This is a genomic window from Kordia sp. E, assembly GCF_056033805.1.
In genome coordinates, this window is sequence record NZ_JBRASR010000002.1 from 1,745,270 (window position 1) to 1,760,441 (window position 15,172).

A 15,172-nucleotide genomic window follows, 5' to 3' on the forward strand; every position below is an offset into this window, starting at 1 on the left:
TCAATATTAAATTATAATTTAAGAGTCAAAAAAATGAAAAAATTTTTATTAATACTATTTCTATTTCTATTTGTTGTAGCAATAGTTGCCGCTGCAGGTTACTTTATTTCATCAAACAAAAAAAGTGTTGAAGTATTTGAAACAGAAAAACCTTTTAGAACTTCAATCGTTAGAAAAACGGTAGCTGCTGGAACAGTAATTCCAGAAGATGAAGTAGAAATAAAACCGCAAATTTCTGGAATCATTGAAAAAATGTTTGTAGAAGAAGGTGATAAAATCCAAACAGGAGATTTAATTGCTAGAATCAAAGTAGTACCAAATGAGCAATCATTAAACAGTGCTAGAAACGGAATCAAGAATTTACGAATTGTACTAGATAATTCAAAGATTCTTTTTGATAGAAATAAAACGCTTTTTGACAAAGGAATTATATCTTCACAAGAATTTGAAAATGCACAATTATCATATAATCAAGCAAAACAGAACTTACAAAATGCGCAAAGTGATTTGCAAATTATCAAAAAAGGTTCTGTAGGAGGTTCATCAGCAAATACAAATATTAGAGCCACTGTGTCTGGAACAATATTGGTAATTCCTGTAAAAGAAGGAGATCAAGTAATTGAAAGTAATACATTCAATGCTGGAACAAGTATCGCTACAATTGCAGATCTTGGAAAAATGATCTTTGAAGGAAAAGTTGATGAAGCTGAAGTTGGAAAACTAAGACCAAACTCTGAATTGAAAGTGAGTTTAGGAGCTATTGAAAACAAAGAATTTGATGCAAAACTTACATTTGTAGCACCAAAAGGTGTAGAAGAAAGTGGCGCTGTACAATTCAAAATAAAAGCTGATGTAGCACTTGATGATGAGTTTTTTATCAGAGCTGGATATAGCGCAAATGCTTCTATAGAACTAGAGAAAAAAGCAGATGTCTTAGTAATAGATGAAGCGTTATTACGTTTTGATTCTAGAAATGATGATAAGCCATATGTAGAAATCAAAACTGGAGATCAGGAATTTGATAAAAAATACATTGAACTTGGAATCTCTGATGGAAAAAACATTGAAATTCTTTCAGGAATAAAAGAAGGAGATGAAATCAAAGTTTGGAACGTAAAAGCGATCAAAAAAGAAGATAAGAAGGCGGAAACTGAGGGTGAAGAAAATGACGAAAGCGAAGAAGATGAAGCCAATGATTAAAACAAAAAAAATACATTAACGAAAATAAACATGAAAAAAATTTTAATATATATATTACTAATTACAAGTTCTATTACTGCGGTAAATGCGCAAAAGCAATGGACCTTAAAAGAGTGTGTAGATTATGCACTAGATAATAATATTGCTATAAAGCAAGCGCAACTAAATCAGGAAGATTCTGAACTGAATAAAAGTGATGCAAAAGGAGCTTTTTTACCTACACTTAATGCATCTGTTTCACATTCATGGAATATTGGTTTGAACCCAAACCCTGTAACTGGACAAAACGTTACAGCAACGACACAGAGTTCTAGTGGAGGATTAAACGCAAATGTTACTATTTATAATGGATTGCAAAATATAAATCGTTTACATAAAGCAAATCTTGCATTATTGGCAAATCAATATCAAATTGATGATATCAAAGACAATACTTCATTGCAGGTTGTACAAGGTTTTTTACAAGTTCTTTTTAATAAGGAATTCTTAAAAGTAAACAAAGCACAGTACGACGTAACACAAAAGCAACTAAATCGCACCAAAGAATTGGTAAATGAAGGTGTTGTAGCTAAAGGTGATTTATATGAAATAGAAGCAACTGCAGCGACGCAAGAACAACAAATTATTAATGCTGAAAATGCATTGCGTTTTTCTAAAATATCTCTAGCTCAATTATTATTAATTACGGATTATGAAAATTTTGATATTGCAGATGGTGATTACATGATTCCTGCAACAACAATCATGAATAATACGCCAAAGCAAATTTTTGAAAAATCATTAGAAGTTCGTAATAATGTAAAAATTGCACAATCAAATATTGAATTGGCAGAATATGATTTAAAAATTGCAAAAGGAGCTAGGTATCCAAGTCTTTCAGGATTTTATGGATTCAATACAAGATATTTTCAAACAGAGTTATTTAGCCCAGCACCATTCTTTGAGCAAGTATCAGATAACAAAGGTCACTCATTTGGATTAAGCTTAAATATTCCAATTTTAAATGGATTTAGAGCGCGAAACAATGTGCGACGTAATATTGTTAACATTGAAAGAACTAAATTCAGTTTAGAACAAACAAAAATTAATTTAGAAGCAACTGTAAACCAAGCATACAATGATGCTAAAGGAGCTTTAAAAGCGTATGAAGCTTCTGAAAAAACATTAAAGTCACGTAGAGAAGCACACAGAAACTCAACAGAACGTTTCAGTGAAGGAATGATGAATTCATTCGACTTTAGTCAATCACAACAACGTTTAGAAAGTGCAGAATCTGATGTGGTTCGAACAAAATTTGATTATATATTTAGATTAAAAATATTAGAATTCTACTTTGGACTTCCATTAACGAAAATCTAAATAACGTGAGTTCGATATAAATATCTAGAGTTGTTTTTTTCTTTTCCGAAGTATAGCAGGGATTTTTCGTTAAAAATTTTTGAAGCCTTGGAAAAAATTTAGAAAAATAATTGCGGTTTTAATTTTTCTCATAAAGAAAATTAAAAATACCTCTGGAAAAGCGCACTTTCTTTTGTTTCTTTTCTTTGTGCGAGCAAAGAAAATGAAAAAGCTGAATTTTATATATATTTATGTTGACTTATATTAAATAGTTTATAACAAAATCATATAAAAAAAGCATCAATACTTTCAAAAAGGTTGATGCTTTTTTACTTTTGCACAAAATACGTTGAAACTAGATGGCATTACAATTGTACATAGAAACAGCAACGACAAACTGTTCGGTTTGTATTGCTGATGATGATAAAGTTTTATATTTCAAGGAAGAAAATGATAAAAATTATTCACATTCAGAAAAATTGCATGTATTTATCAAAGAAGCCTGCGAAGTAGCTAAAATTACACCAAACGACCTAGCTGCAATAGTAGTTGGAAAAGGACCAGGATCATACACCGGATTACGTATCGGCGTTTCTACGGCAAAAGGATTATGCTTTGCTTCAGATGTACCATTAATTGCTATTGAAACACTAGAAATTTTAGCACAATCTATCAAAATTACGGATGGTGTAATTATCTCATTATTGGATGCGCGCCGTATGGAAGTCTACTCAGCTGTATTTGATGCATCATACAAACAAACTAGAGAAACGAAAGCAGAAGTCATAACAGAAGCTTCATTTGCTGAATACTTAGCAAAAGGTAATGTATACTTTATTGGAAATGGAGCAGAAAAATGTAAAGGAATCATCACGCATGAAAATGCAGTTTTCTTTGATGAAATTTACTTTCCATCTGCCAAACATATGATTCCACTTGGAATAGAAAAACAACGGAACAACGATTTTGAAGATGTTGCATACTTTGAACCTTATTACCTAAAAGATTTTGTAATTACAAAACCTAAGAAGAAATAACTTTTTAAGTTAGAAGTCTTATAAATAAAAACGCCAGATACATTTGTATCTGGCGTTTTTTATAATATCGTTAAAGTTAAATTTAACCTTTTTTCTGTATCTCAACAGCATGTGGGTAAGGAATTTCAATTCCAGCTGCATCAAGTGCAATTTTTGCATCTTCTAAAACATCAAAATACACATCCCAATAATCTGCTGTATTTGTCCAAGGACGCACTGCAAAGTTCACAGAGCTATCAGCCAATTCTGAAACGGTTACCGCTGGCGCAGGATCTTTCAGTACTTTAGGATTATTTTGCATGACTTTCATCAATACTTCTTTTGTTTGTTTAATGTCTGCATCGTATGAAACACCAATTACATGATCTACTCTTAAAATACCTTCGGCAGAATAGTTAATGATATTTCCATTAGATAACGAACCATTTGGAATAATTGCCAACTTATTTGTAGGTGTATTTAATTTAGTAGTGAAAATTTGAATTTCTTTTACGACACCAATAACACCTTGCGCTTCAATTAAATCTCCAATTTCAAATGGTTTGAAAATCATGATTAAAACACCACCTGCAAAGTTTGATAATGATCCTTGCAATGCAAGTCCAATAGCCAAACCAGCAGCACCAATAACAGCTGCAAACGAAGTTGTTTCAACACCTAATTTAGAAGCAACAATTACAAATAATAAAATTTTAAGAGTCCAACCAAGTAAACTACCTAAGAACTTTTGCAATGTTGCATCAATTCCTCGTTTTTTCATGATTCGTTTGGACAACTTTACCACCATATTGATAACAAAGAGCCCGATGATTAAAATAGCCAATGCGGCTATAACACTAGGAGCATACTCAATTACAACATCTTTAAGTTGTGTAAGCCAATCTTTTTCAGCGACTACTTCAGTAGCATTTATCTGCATAATTTTTTAGTTTTTAATTTTGAGCAAAAATAAAGAATCAAATAATTTTTAAATCAAATAAAAATGTAAAAATATATAGTTTCTTTAAACTACATAAAAAATCGATTAATCAACAATATAGCAAGTGTAATAAATGCCGGCGTTCCTTGTACAATTAAAATGCGGTTACTTTTGGTAGAATACGCGCCATACAAAGCTGCAATACAAACACAAATGATAAAAAATAAACTTACAGAAACATCACCTGTGTACAAAGACCAGAATAGTCCGGCAGCCAAAAAACCATTATACAGTCCTTGATTTGCAGCTAGTGTTTTGGTTTCTTCTGCAAACTCTTTCGATTTTAAACCAAATGTTTTCATGCCTTTTGGTTTGGTCCATAAAAACATTTCTATGTATAAAATGTAGACGTGTTCTATCGCGACAAGCGCAATTAAAATAGTTTGTAAAATTTTCATTTGATCAAGGTATGAAAAATCTATAAGTATAAAAAAAGCGTTGTCAAATACTGACAACGCTCTTTTATATATGATAGGTGTGTGTTTAGTTTACTTGAAACGTAAGTTTTAGGTTTACGCGGTATTCAACTACAGCTCCATTTTCAACAATTGCACTTTGATCTTGAACATATACAGATTTAATGTTCTTCACTGACTTAGATGCTTGTTTTACTGCTTTTGCAGTTGCATCTTCCCAGCTTTTCTTTGAGTTCGAAAGAACTTCGATTACTTTCATTACTGCCATAATATTATGTGTTTTTAAAGGTTAAATAATAATTTAGACCTTCAAATTACGGCAATTCTTTCAATTATAAAAACAAGATTTACCCGTTAATTGCAACAACTTCGTTAACCTGTCCTTTTAATAAGTTCTTTAACGTATTTTCAATTCCACTCTTTAAAGTCATTGTGGATGATGGACAACCACTACAAGCTCCTTGCAGTACAACTTTTACGACTTTAGTATTTGGATTATAGGAATCAAACATAATGTTTCCTCCATCACTTGCAACGGCAGGTTTAATATACTCTTCTAAAATATTGACAATTTCTTTTGAAATATCATCCAATGCTTCAAAACTCTCTTCTGATAATTCAATTTCTTTTTTCTGTTCAACAGGAATATCTTTTGAAATAACTTCTTTTCCTTCTTGAATATAGTTGCGGATAAATTCGCGAATTTCCATCGTAATATCATTCCATTCTACCATATCATACTTTGTGATAGAAATATAATTCTTGTCAAGAAATATTTCTTTTACAAACGGGAAATGAAATAATGCTTGTGCTAACGGTGCATATTTTGTTTCGTCAATGCTTTTAAATTCAAGCATGCGATCAATAATTTTCTTATTAGCAACAAATTTCATCACTGTCGGATTTGGCGTGCTTTCAGCATAAATTGTAACAGGAACTATTTTTTTAGGAGTTGCAGATTCGCTAATCACTTCTTTTCCTTCATTAATATATGTTTCAATTTGCTCAGCAACTTCTTCTTGTACATCTGACCATTCCACAATATTATAACGTTCAATTGCAATAAAATTTCCAGAAATAAAGATTGTTTTTACAAACGGCAGGTAAAATAATTGTTGTGCTAAAGGAGAATCTTTTGCATCATCTATATTCTTAAACTCGTAACTACTATGTCTTGTTAAAAACGTGCTTGCTTCAAACTTTATAATTGCAGGATTACTTGTTTTCTCTATATGTATTGTAATACCACTCATGGGGTTATTTTTTTTACAAAAGTAACCATTATCGTTGTATTGTGTAACCGTATTAGTGGAATTTATGCAGGTTTGTAGTATACTTTAGAATAAATTTATTTTTTATGTTAAAATAATTAAGAAATAAATACGTTTTTAATAAATTGGCACCTCAAAATTGCTTGTTAAAGAAAATCGTTTTGTTAAAATGATAATCTTAGTGCTAACATTGAGGAATAAATTGAGATAAGAATTACATTCTTATCAAATAATTTATATATTTGACCAAATGTGTAACATTTTAGGATGTAAAAACACCTATTTCATGGTAGTATTGCATACAACTGACTGAAACACAATATTTAAAGGCCTCGTTATCAAATAATAAGTTGCATTGAATGCTCGGTATAGAAAAGAATGCCGATCATTTTTTACACAAAAAGATAAACACTAATGAATTTTAAAAAATACTTAGCTATTGTTGCCATCGCATTATTTGGAATGCAATATTCCTTTTCTCAAGATGGACTTCCTGTTTATTCAGATTACCTTTCAGATAATTTATACTTGATTCACCCTTCAATGGCCGGAGCATCATCTGCAGCTAAATTGAGATTGACAGCAAGACAACAATGGTTTGATGTTGAAGATGCACCTTCATTACAAACATTGAGTTTTAACACTAGAGTTGGTGATAAAGTCGGTTTTGGAGCTATTGTGTATAATGATGCCAATGGTAACTTTTCTCAACAAGGAGCTTATTTGACATTTGCGTATCATTTATTATTATCAAGAAATAGAGTAGATTTAAATCAACTCTCTTTCGGGATTAGTACAGGTTTTACACAAGGAACATTAGATGAAACAGGTTTTGATATCATAAACAATCCTGATCCAATTATTTCTGGAACACAACAAAATGCTACATATTTCAATGTAGACTTTGGAGCATCTTATTATTTCCTAGACTTTTTTGCGCATGTAACAATTAAAAATGCATTGCCTACGAAAAGAGATTTATTTTCAGAACAATTTGAATCACAAAATCAACGTCGTTATTTAGCATCTACAGGATATGTATTCGGTGGATATGATAGCGATTGGAAATATGAGCCTTCAGTTATGTTTCAGTATACAGATGAAACAAAAGAGTCTTCATTTGATGCAAACATGAAAGTGTACAAAGATGTTGACTTTGGAACAATTTGGGGAGGATTATCATACAGAAGAAGTTTAGATGGAGCCGAATTTGTAAACGGAACACAAGTAGACAATCAAAAATTACAATACATTACACCATTTGTAGGTGTAAATTATAAGAAATTTATGTTTGCTTATACATACTCGTATCAATCAAACTCTTTAGTATTATCTAATGGAGGTTTCCACCAGATTACTTTAGGGTATGACTTCGGAGACAGAAGAGATCCTTACGATTGTAACTGTCCTGCGATTAACTAAGAAAGTTATAAAAAACACATATAAAAAAGGCTTGCAATTAATTGCAAGCCTTTTTCTTTTCTTATCATTTAGAGTGAAATTCTGGAAGAATTTAGTGTCGAATTATAATTTAAAATACGATCTGTACTCTAAAAGCGAAGCGATCTAACCTCTAACAGTGTAGCGGTCTAATATCTAATGTATTACCAAACATACCCTTTACGTGCAGCTTGTGTTTTAATAGCTTTGATAATAGCACTTTCTAAATCTGATTTCTTAGAATCATCCTTCTTTTGAAGCTTAATGTATGATTTACGCTTTGCATCTAATTCGCGTATTTTACCTTGAATCTCTTTTCGAGTCTCACTTTGTTTTTTTACATATGCAGTAATCTCTTCTTTTGATTTGTTCTTTAATTCTTTTGGTAGTTCAGATTTGCTCAATTCTTCGATTTTTACTTCGTCATTCTCAACAGCATCTACTAAATCCCAAGATGAATTTTTATACAGCGAAGAACTTTTAGAAACCGCTCTTTCTACCGCAATTTCTTCATCAACCGAAATTGCATTCACATCTTGAGCAGATTGACGTACCGTATTCACCGTTCCTAAATTACCATAACCAACATACGTTTTGTTCAATTTTGTATTGTATTGCATAATTTGCTGATCGTACGGCGTTTTTACATGTACAATACTTTGTGTGTGCGCAATGGTCATATAATCGCCTTTTCCTATTACAGCACCATCTTTCCACATTCCAGAAATTCCTTGTTCATAACCACCACAAAAAATAGTGTTTACAACAACGTCTTTTTCAAGTGCGTTAGTAATAGCATCTTTATAATTGATTCGTCCTTGTGTAAAAGGCTCGTTACCGGCGATAAAAAGAAGTTTCAAATCTTTTTTATTATTGCCCCAATCTAATTGATCCATGGATGTTTGAATTACATGTCCACAAAACTCACTTCCACCACGTGTAGTCAACGAAAATAATTTCTCTGATATTTCATCCAAATCACTACTAAAAGCCAATACTTGTCGTATATAACCTTCTGCGGAAGATAAATTGTCGTTTCCGTATTCATACAAAGCAATTTCCAAGTTAGGTTTTTCATTATCACATTTCGCATATGACAATTCATTTACAATTTCCCACAATTGTGCTTTTGCTTGATGAATTAATCCATCCATACTATTACTAGTATCCAATAACAAGGCAACTTTAATTGTATTACTTGTTTTAGTTTCTAAAACAGTTGTTTCAATAACTGTTTCCGTTGCAGTATTTTCTAGTAATGCAGCGTCTTTTTTTGAATTTCCTTTACAAGACATTGTCAATAACAATGCGCTTGCCAAGATTAAATTTAGTTTTTTCATCTCTTATTCGTTTTTAATTTTTAATTCAAATCTGGTTAAAACAGTGGTAGTTATGTTAATTATTTGTATTCAATTCTTTTACGTCAATTTTTCCATCTGGCGAAATCACATAATACTTGTGTTCCGTTTTAATCTCTGTTTTTGGTGTTTGTTTTTGCTCTTTTGGTTTTGGAGAATACACTAACTTTATTTGCATTCCAACTTGTACAACAGGTTCTAAAATGGCAGGATTCATTACGATGTCATAGTTTTCATATGAAATAGGTTGATAATAATATGAAGTTTGCTTTTTTGCTTTCGTCACGCCTTTGTTTTTATTTAAAGCTTCAAAAGAAATACTATTGAATGCTTGATAGCTTTTGTAAAAATCTTTTGGGAAATAACAATACTTATCATCTGCCATCACTACATTATAGTCTGTAAGGTCAAAACCTAAAAGCTTGTAATATTCTTTTTTCTCCTGAATCAATTTTATTAATTCATCTTGTAGTTTTTTATAGACTTGTTTTATGTTTTCGATGAAATAATCAACCTTCACCAAGTTGTAAATTTCGTTAGAAGCACACGCCGCTAATATTTTTTCAAATTGTTGTGTATTTTTAAATTGAATGTGAATGTTCTGTTGCAGTTCAAAACCTTTTGGAACTTCATTGTATTTTGTGCTAAAAAGCTTTTTGGTTACTTCAATTTCATACACAGGAATAAAAGAAATCACATCAATAACAATATCCGTTTCTTTAATTCCTATCGTCAGTAATTCTTTTTTAATATTCGTAATACGTTCGTTCATTAAAGAACTTGCTGCATCCGCAGATGGGCCAATTTGCGCTACATTAAAAATAGCGGTATACGAACTAGCTTTGGCATTAAAAAGTGCATGAACATCAATAGTAATTGCCGAACTTGGATTTACGTTTCTTCTAGGATTAGAAGTTTGTGGTCCATAACGTTGTGCATTTCCCATTTTGGTGGCAACAATATTTTGTCTGGAAATTTGTGTATTTACATCATAATTCCCTTTGTGTTGCGCTACAATAAATTGTGTTATAAGGAAACACAACAATACTAAACTTGTTTTTTTCATGACTACTTTTAAATTTCAGCTAAAATACTGGCAACAAAAGCCGTAAAAAATGAGCAATGAGTTAACAGGTGTTATGAATGAGTGTACTTGATACATTATTGAGAGAAGTGTTAAAAAATACACGAAAAATTGAGTGAAATAGCGGTTTTTAACAAGCTTGCATTTTAGTATATCATTGAAAGTACGTATGTTTATCATTCTTAAGCATAAAAAATGAAGCAACTCACATACATATTCTTACTAGTATGCCTCTTTTCATTTCAGGAATTTTCTGCACAAAATAAATCTGAAGACAAAAAAGAAAAGCGCACTACTATATTTACAGTTAGAGGTGAAGTGAGAGGCGAAAAAAATAGAACTCCAATTCCGAATGCTACTATTCAAATACTTGGAGGAGAAAAAACGAAAACAAATACGTACGGGCACTTTTCTATTCGCACAAAAATAGGAGATCAACTTATTATAGAACATCCAAGTTTTGGAAAAGAATTTCATACTATAATAAATGACGATAAGATAGAAGTTGTTGTTGAAGGATACGAAAAAGATTTACTAAGTAGTATTTCTAGAAAGAAAAGAAATGCAGAATTGCACGGTGTTTTACTAGATTCTGCTATTATGTTTAAGAAAAAAGATATTGACAAAAGTATTCAATACATTGAAAAGTCTTTAGAGAATTTATACGATAGTACAGACGATAAAAGATTGTCAGATTCGTACACAGTTTTAGGAGATATTTATGGATATTGGAAACAATACGACTTGGCAATTAGTAACTATCGTATTGCTTTAAACACCTATAGTACAACGCGTTTGTGGATTGCTATTGGGACTACACAATTATTAAATAAAGAATATGATGAAGCGATAGTTTCGTTTAATACTATTCTGAGAAACAACTTATCTCGTTATCAGCAAACTATTGTTTATGAAGGTTTAGGTGACGCTTATAAAGCGTTAAAGCAGTATGACAAAGCGCTTGAAAATTATAATAAAGGATTAGCAATAGCGCAGAAAGATTTAATCACACCTAAAATTACAGATTTAAATTCTAAAATTGCTGAAAATTATGCAGCACAAGGTGATGTGCAAAAAGCAAATAACTTATTTTCAAATTCGTTAAACCTTGCGCTCAAGCAGAATGAAAGTAGAGCAATTGTAGAGCAAAATAGAGTCGCAGATTTTTACAATAAAACGAATTCTTTTGATAAAGAAATTGAATTGCGAAAACAAAACTTAGTCGATTTAGAAAAATCTGGATTTGAGACAAAATCAATTGCTGGATTGGCAATAGATTCTAGCGCAATTACATCTCAAAAAATTAATTATAAAATTGGGAACGCCTTTTTGTTACAAGAAAAATATGATGAAGCCATTCCGTATTTTGAGAAAAGTATTTCTGAAGCAGATAAGAAGGAAGATTTAATCATTAAAAAAGATGCAACGCGAAAACTCTCTGAAAGTTTAGAAAACATTGGCGATTTTGATCAGGCAAAAAAAGTATTTGAAGATTATGTTGAAGTCGTAAACGAATTGGTGTTACGAAGAGAACAAGAAATTTCGCAAGCTAGCCGATTTGCCAAACGAATTCAAGATAATGAATTGCGCATTCGCAGTTTGAAAGCAGATAGTAAATTGCGCGAGACGCGAAATAAAAATAATATCATTCAAAAAGAATTTGCAGAAGAAAGCAACAGACGTCAGAAATACACTATTTATTCGTTAATTTTTGCTATGTCGTTGCTCGTTTTTACCATTTATTTACTCTACAGAAATAGTAAGCAACAAAAATTAGCAAACAACTTGTTGGCGTTAAAATCATTGCGAACGCAAATGAATCCGCATTTTATTTTCAATGCGTTGAATTCTGTAAATAATTATATCGCTATCAATGACGAGCGAAATGCAAACCGTTATTTATCTGAGTTTTCTACCTTAATGCGAACTGTTTTGGAAAACTCTGATGAGGATTTTATTCCACTAGCAAAAGAATTGGAATTGTTAGAACTGTATGTGCGATTAGAACATATGCGCTTTCAAGATAAATTTGAATACACAATTGATGTGGATGAAAAGGTAAAAGTGTCAGACTTTCAAATTCCGCCAATGTTGCTGCAACCGTATATTGAAAATGCTATATGGCATGGATTACGATATAAAGAAGAAAAAGGAATGCTAAACATTTCCATCTCTAAAAAAGATGATGAAACACTTCAAATTGTGATTGAAGATGATGGAATAGGGCGAAAGCGATCTATTGAATTAAAGACAAAAAATCAATTGCGTCAAAAATCAAAAGGAATGGGGAACATTAAAAAACGTATTGCCATTTTAAATGATATGTATAAAGATAAAGTAGATGTTACGATCGCTGATTTATCGGAAGACGGACAAGGTACAAAAGTAGTATTAACACTTAAAAAAGACTAAATGCAACTCCAAACTATTATTGTTGAAGACGAAGAAATTAGTAGAGAAATCCTCAAAAAATATGTTGGAAAATATTGTCCAAATGTTACTATTGTAGGGGAAGCATCAAACATTGAAGATGCGTTAGTGTTGATTCGAAATCATGAATTAGATTTGGTTTTTTTAGATGTAGAAATGCCTTTCGGAAATGCCTTTGATTTACTGGAAAAAGTAGGTGATCGTTCGTTTGAAACTATTTTTGTAACAGCGTATGATCATTATGCGATAGAAGCGCTCAATAGTCATGCTTCTTACTATTTATTGAAACCGATTTCTATTGATGAATTGATCAAAGCAGTTGATCATGTAACGGCAATAAAGACAAAAGAAGATAGTTTGTCTGATACAGTGCTTTCGCCAAAAATAGAAACGATTAATGGTAAAATAACCATTCCTCAACAAGATGGTTTTGAAGTGTTGAATGTTGCCGAAATTGTATATTGCAAAGCAGACGATAATTACACAGAAATCTACATTAACAATTCTAAAATTGTAGTGAGTAAAACATTAAAATATTTTGAAGAAGCGCTAAGTCAATATCCTTTTGCACGTGTGCACAAATCGTATTTAGTAAATGTAAACGAAGTTGTAAAATACAAAAAAGGAAAAGGCGGAAGCGTTGTTTTATCTAGCGGAAAAGAAGTAATGGTTTCATCTACCAAGAAAGCGAACCTATTATCGTATTTTAAGTAATACGATTCGTCAGATTGAGTGAATTTGTGAAACAAATTAGTATCGAAATCTATTATGAATTTCAAAGTTGTTCTCGATACAGTTTTCTTCATTTCATTACGAAAACCACTCGAACTGACATTTTGAATTAACAAAGGAGCAAAGCGACTAAAACCCAATAACCTAACACCCAAAAACCTATGATCATAAGACCTGTAAACGGAAAACATCCACAAATTGGAGAAGATTGTTTTATTGCTGAAAATGCTACTATTGTTGGAGAAGTAAGCATGGGAAATCAATGTAGTGTTTGGTTCAATGCAGTTTTGCGTGGCGATGTTCATTTCATTAAAATGGGCGATAAGGTCAATGTTCAAGATGGTGCTGTCATTCATGCTACGTATCAAAAATCACCTACGACAATAGGAAATAATGTGTCTATTGGACATAATGCAATTGTACATGGTTGCACGATTCATGACAATGTTTTAATCGGAATGGGAAGTATTGTAATGGATGATTGTATTGTAGAGAGCAATAGTATTATCGCTGCTGGCGCTGTTGTGACTAAAAACACACATGTTGAATCTGGAAGTATCTATGCTGGTGTTCCTGCGAAAAAAGTAAAAGATATTAGTAAAGAGTTAATCTCAGGCGAAATCAATCGGATTGCAGATAATTATGTTGAATATTCGAGTTGGTTTAAGGAAGACTAAAAATCTAATTTAGTTACTGGGAAATCATGCTGTAAAATATCAGTTAAAATCTCAGGATTTCCATTGCTATAGAATGTACATGTTCCTGATTCAGTTTCAGGACTTAATAAATCATGATGTTTTAAAACTGCTTCTGTTTGTTTGGCGGCGGCAATTCCTGAATCTATAATAGTTATATTTTCTGGAAGTAATTCCTTTAATTTTGGAATCAAATATGGATAATGACTGCATCCTAAAACCAAGTAGTCAATATTTGCAGCTAACATTGGTTGTAAATATGTGTTTAATAAATCTTCCATTTCTGGAGATTCAATTTGTCCATTTTCAATAAGCGGAACTAACCCTTCACCAACTTGCTCAATTATTTTCACGCCGTTAGCGTACAAATCAGACGTTTTGTGAAACAATTCGCTTGATAAGGTTCCTTTTGTTGCCAAAATGCCAATCGTGTTGGATTTCGTTTGTAAAGCCGCTGGTTTTATCGCTGGTTCAATTCCTATAAACGGAACATTGTAGGTATTTCTAAGATGTTTTATAGCATTTGTAGTTGCTGTATTGCAGGCAACAACAATAAGTTTGCAGTCTTTGGCAAGTAATAACTCTGTGTTTTTTATACTTAGCTCAGTAATTTTTTCTTTTCCTTTTGGTCCATATGGTGCATTTTGGCTGTCTGCCAAATAGATGGTGTTTTCGTATGGAAGCAATTTGTGAATTTCTTTCCAAATAGAAGTGCCACCAATTCCTGAATCAAATATGCCAATAGGAGAAGTATTCATAAGTGTAAAAATAGGGAAAAGTCAAAAAAGATCACGAATAAATAAAAGAATCTAAGCTTTTGAGTTTTAGAAATTATAATTGTTTGTAAAATCATGCAAAATGTACGAGCGCAGAAATTAATGTGTCTGTTATATTTGAAATAACATTAACCGCATAAACTTATACATCATGAAAAAAAAGAAATTGAGTAGTAAACTTTTATTGGGGAAAACAAGCGTTTCAAATTTAGGAGAAGTTACTGGAGGTTATATTACATTTTATTGTCCAACTAGAAATTGCGGCACTAATAATTGTGGAACATACAATTGTGGAACTGCAGCATGTGGAAGTAATAATTGTTTGACAAATAACCATCCATTAAGTGATCCTTTACATTGCCGTACGTGTCATGGTGGATGTTAATAACGTTTAGGTTTTAGGTGAAAACAAAAAA

15 protein-coding genes are annotated in these 15,172 nt (G+C 31.7%); 8 read left to right on the plus strand and 7 right to left on the minus strand.

From position 1 onward, the window contains the following. Positions 1-33 precede the first annotated feature (33 nt). The 3 genes from ACUUYC_RS10795 to tsaB all read left to right on the plus strand — a co-directional run bounded on the left by ACUUYC_RS10795 (position 34) and on the right by tsaB (position 3,575). Positions 34-1,200, plus strand: a complete 1,167-nt coding sequence (locus ACUUYC_RS10795) for an efflux RND transporter periplasmic adaptor subunit (protein ID WP_474265819.1) — start codon at positions 34-36, stop codon at positions 1,198-1,200. Positions 1,201-1,230: 30 nt separating this feature from the next. After that, a complete protein-coding gene (locus ACUUYC_RS10800; protein WP_474265820.1) occupies positions 1,231-2,559 on the plus strand; it encodes a TolC family protein in 1,329 nt (442 codons plus the stop codon). Positions 2,560-2,897: 338 nt separating this feature from the next. Then, complete coding sequence (tsaB, locus tag ACUUYC_RS10805) at positions 2,898-3,575, plus strand: tRNA (adenosine(37)-N6)-threonylcarbamoyltransferase complex dimerization subunit type 1 TsaB (protein WP_474265821.1); 678 nt, start codon at positions 2,898-2,900, stop codon at positions 3,573-3,575. Positions 3,576-3,657: 82 nt separating this feature from the next. Here tsaB and ACUUYC_RS10810 read toward each other — a convergent pair whose 3' ends face one another. The 4 genes from ACUUYC_RS10810 to ACUUYC_RS10825 form a co-directional block, all read right to left on the minus strand. Beyond that, a complete protein-coding gene (locus ACUUYC_RS10810) occupies positions 3,658-4,494 on the minus strand; it encodes a mechanosensitive ion channel family protein (protein WP_474265822.1) in 837 nt (278 codons plus the stop codon). Between the two features lie 89 nt (positions 4,495-4,583). Further along, entirely contained in the window at positions 4,584-4,952 is a 369-nt protein-coding gene (locus ACUUYC_RS10815) for a DUF1304 domain-containing protein (RefSeq protein WP_474265823.1), read from the minus strand. An 85-nt stretch (positions 4,953-5,037) separates the two neighbouring features. Beyond that, positions 5,038-5,238: a dodecin family protein gene (locus tag ACUUYC_RS10820; protein WP_431368224.1), complete on the minus strand. Its 201-nt coding sequence runs from the start codon at positions 5,236-5,238 to the stop codon at positions 5,038-5,040. A 79-nt stretch (positions 5,239-5,317) separates the two neighbouring features. Then, the gene (locus tag ACUUYC_RS10825; RefSeq protein ID WP_474265824.1) at positions 5,318-6,223 is read right to left on the minus strand and encodes a NifU family protein; all 906 of its coding nucleotides are present in this window, start codon (positions 6,221-6,223) and stop codon (positions 5,318-5,320) included. 432 nt (positions 6,224-6,655) lie between these two features. On the opposite strand from ACUUYC_RS10825, the gene ACUUYC_RS10830 reads away from it, so the two are divergent. Then, positions 6,656-7,663, plus strand: coding sequence for a PorP/SprF family type IX secretion system membrane protein (locus tag ACUUYC_RS10830; protein ID WP_474265825.1), 1,008 nt, complete (start codon positions 6,656-6,658; stop codon positions 7,661-7,663). A gap of 182 nt (positions 7,664-7,845) precedes the next feature. Here the strand turns inward: ACUUYC_RS10830 and ACUUYC_RS10835 are convergent, their stop codons facing one another. Both ACUUYC_RS10835 and ACUUYC_RS10840 read right to left on the minus strand, forming a co-directional pair. After that, complete coding sequence (locus ACUUYC_RS10835) at positions 7,846-9,021, minus strand: vWA domain-containing protein (protein ID WP_474265826.1); 1,176 nt, start codon at positions 9,019-9,021, stop codon at positions 7,846-7,848. 55 nt (positions 9,022-9,076) lie between these two features. After that, positions 9,077-10,105: an SIMPL domain-containing protein gene (locus tag ACUUYC_RS10840; protein WP_474265827.1), complete on the minus strand. Its 1,029-nt coding sequence runs from the start codon at positions 10,103-10,105 to the stop codon at positions 9,077-9,079. A 213-nt stretch (positions 10,106-10,318) separates the two neighbouring features. On the opposite strand from ACUUYC_RS10840, the gene ACUUYC_RS10845 reads away from it, so the two are divergent. From ACUUYC_RS10845 to ACUUYC_RS10855, 3 genes are all read left to right on the plus strand, one after another. Further along, positions 10,319-12,535, plus strand: coding sequence for a histidine kinase (locus ACUUYC_RS10845; protein ID WP_474265828.1), 2,217 nt, complete (start codon positions 10,319-10,321; stop codon positions 12,533-12,535). After that, entirely contained in the window at positions 12,536-13,267 is a 732-nt protein-coding gene (locus tag ACUUYC_RS10850; RefSeq protein WP_474265830.1) for a LytR/AlgR family response regulator transcription factor, read from the plus strand. It abuts the gene before it with no gap. Between the two features lie 179 nt (positions 13,268-13,446). Continuing rightward, positions 13,447-13,962 carry a gamma carbonic anhydrase family protein gene (locus tag ACUUYC_RS10855; protein WP_474265831.1) on the plus strand — a complete coding sequence of 172 codons (516 nt, stop codon included), beginning with the start codon at positions 13,447-13,449 and terminating at the stop codon, positions 13,960-13,962. Here ACUUYC_RS10855 and murI read toward each other — a convergent pair. After that, positions 13,959-14,738, minus strand: coding sequence for a glutamate racemase (murI, locus tag ACUUYC_RS10860; protein WP_474265832.1), 780 nt, complete (start codon positions 14,736-14,738; stop codon positions 13,959-13,961). The two genes, ACUUYC_RS10855 and murI, sit on opposite strands and share 4 nt — an antisense overlap. A gap of 169 nt (positions 14,739-14,907) precedes the next feature. Between murI and ACUUYC_RS10865 the strand changes: the two genes are divergently transcribed. Then, positions 14,908-15,141: a hypothetical protein gene (locus tag ACUUYC_RS10865; protein ID WP_474265833.1), complete on the plus strand. Its 234-nt coding sequence runs from the start codon at positions 14,908-14,910 to the stop codon at positions 15,139-15,141. Positions 15,142-15,172: the final 31 nt, after the last annotated feature.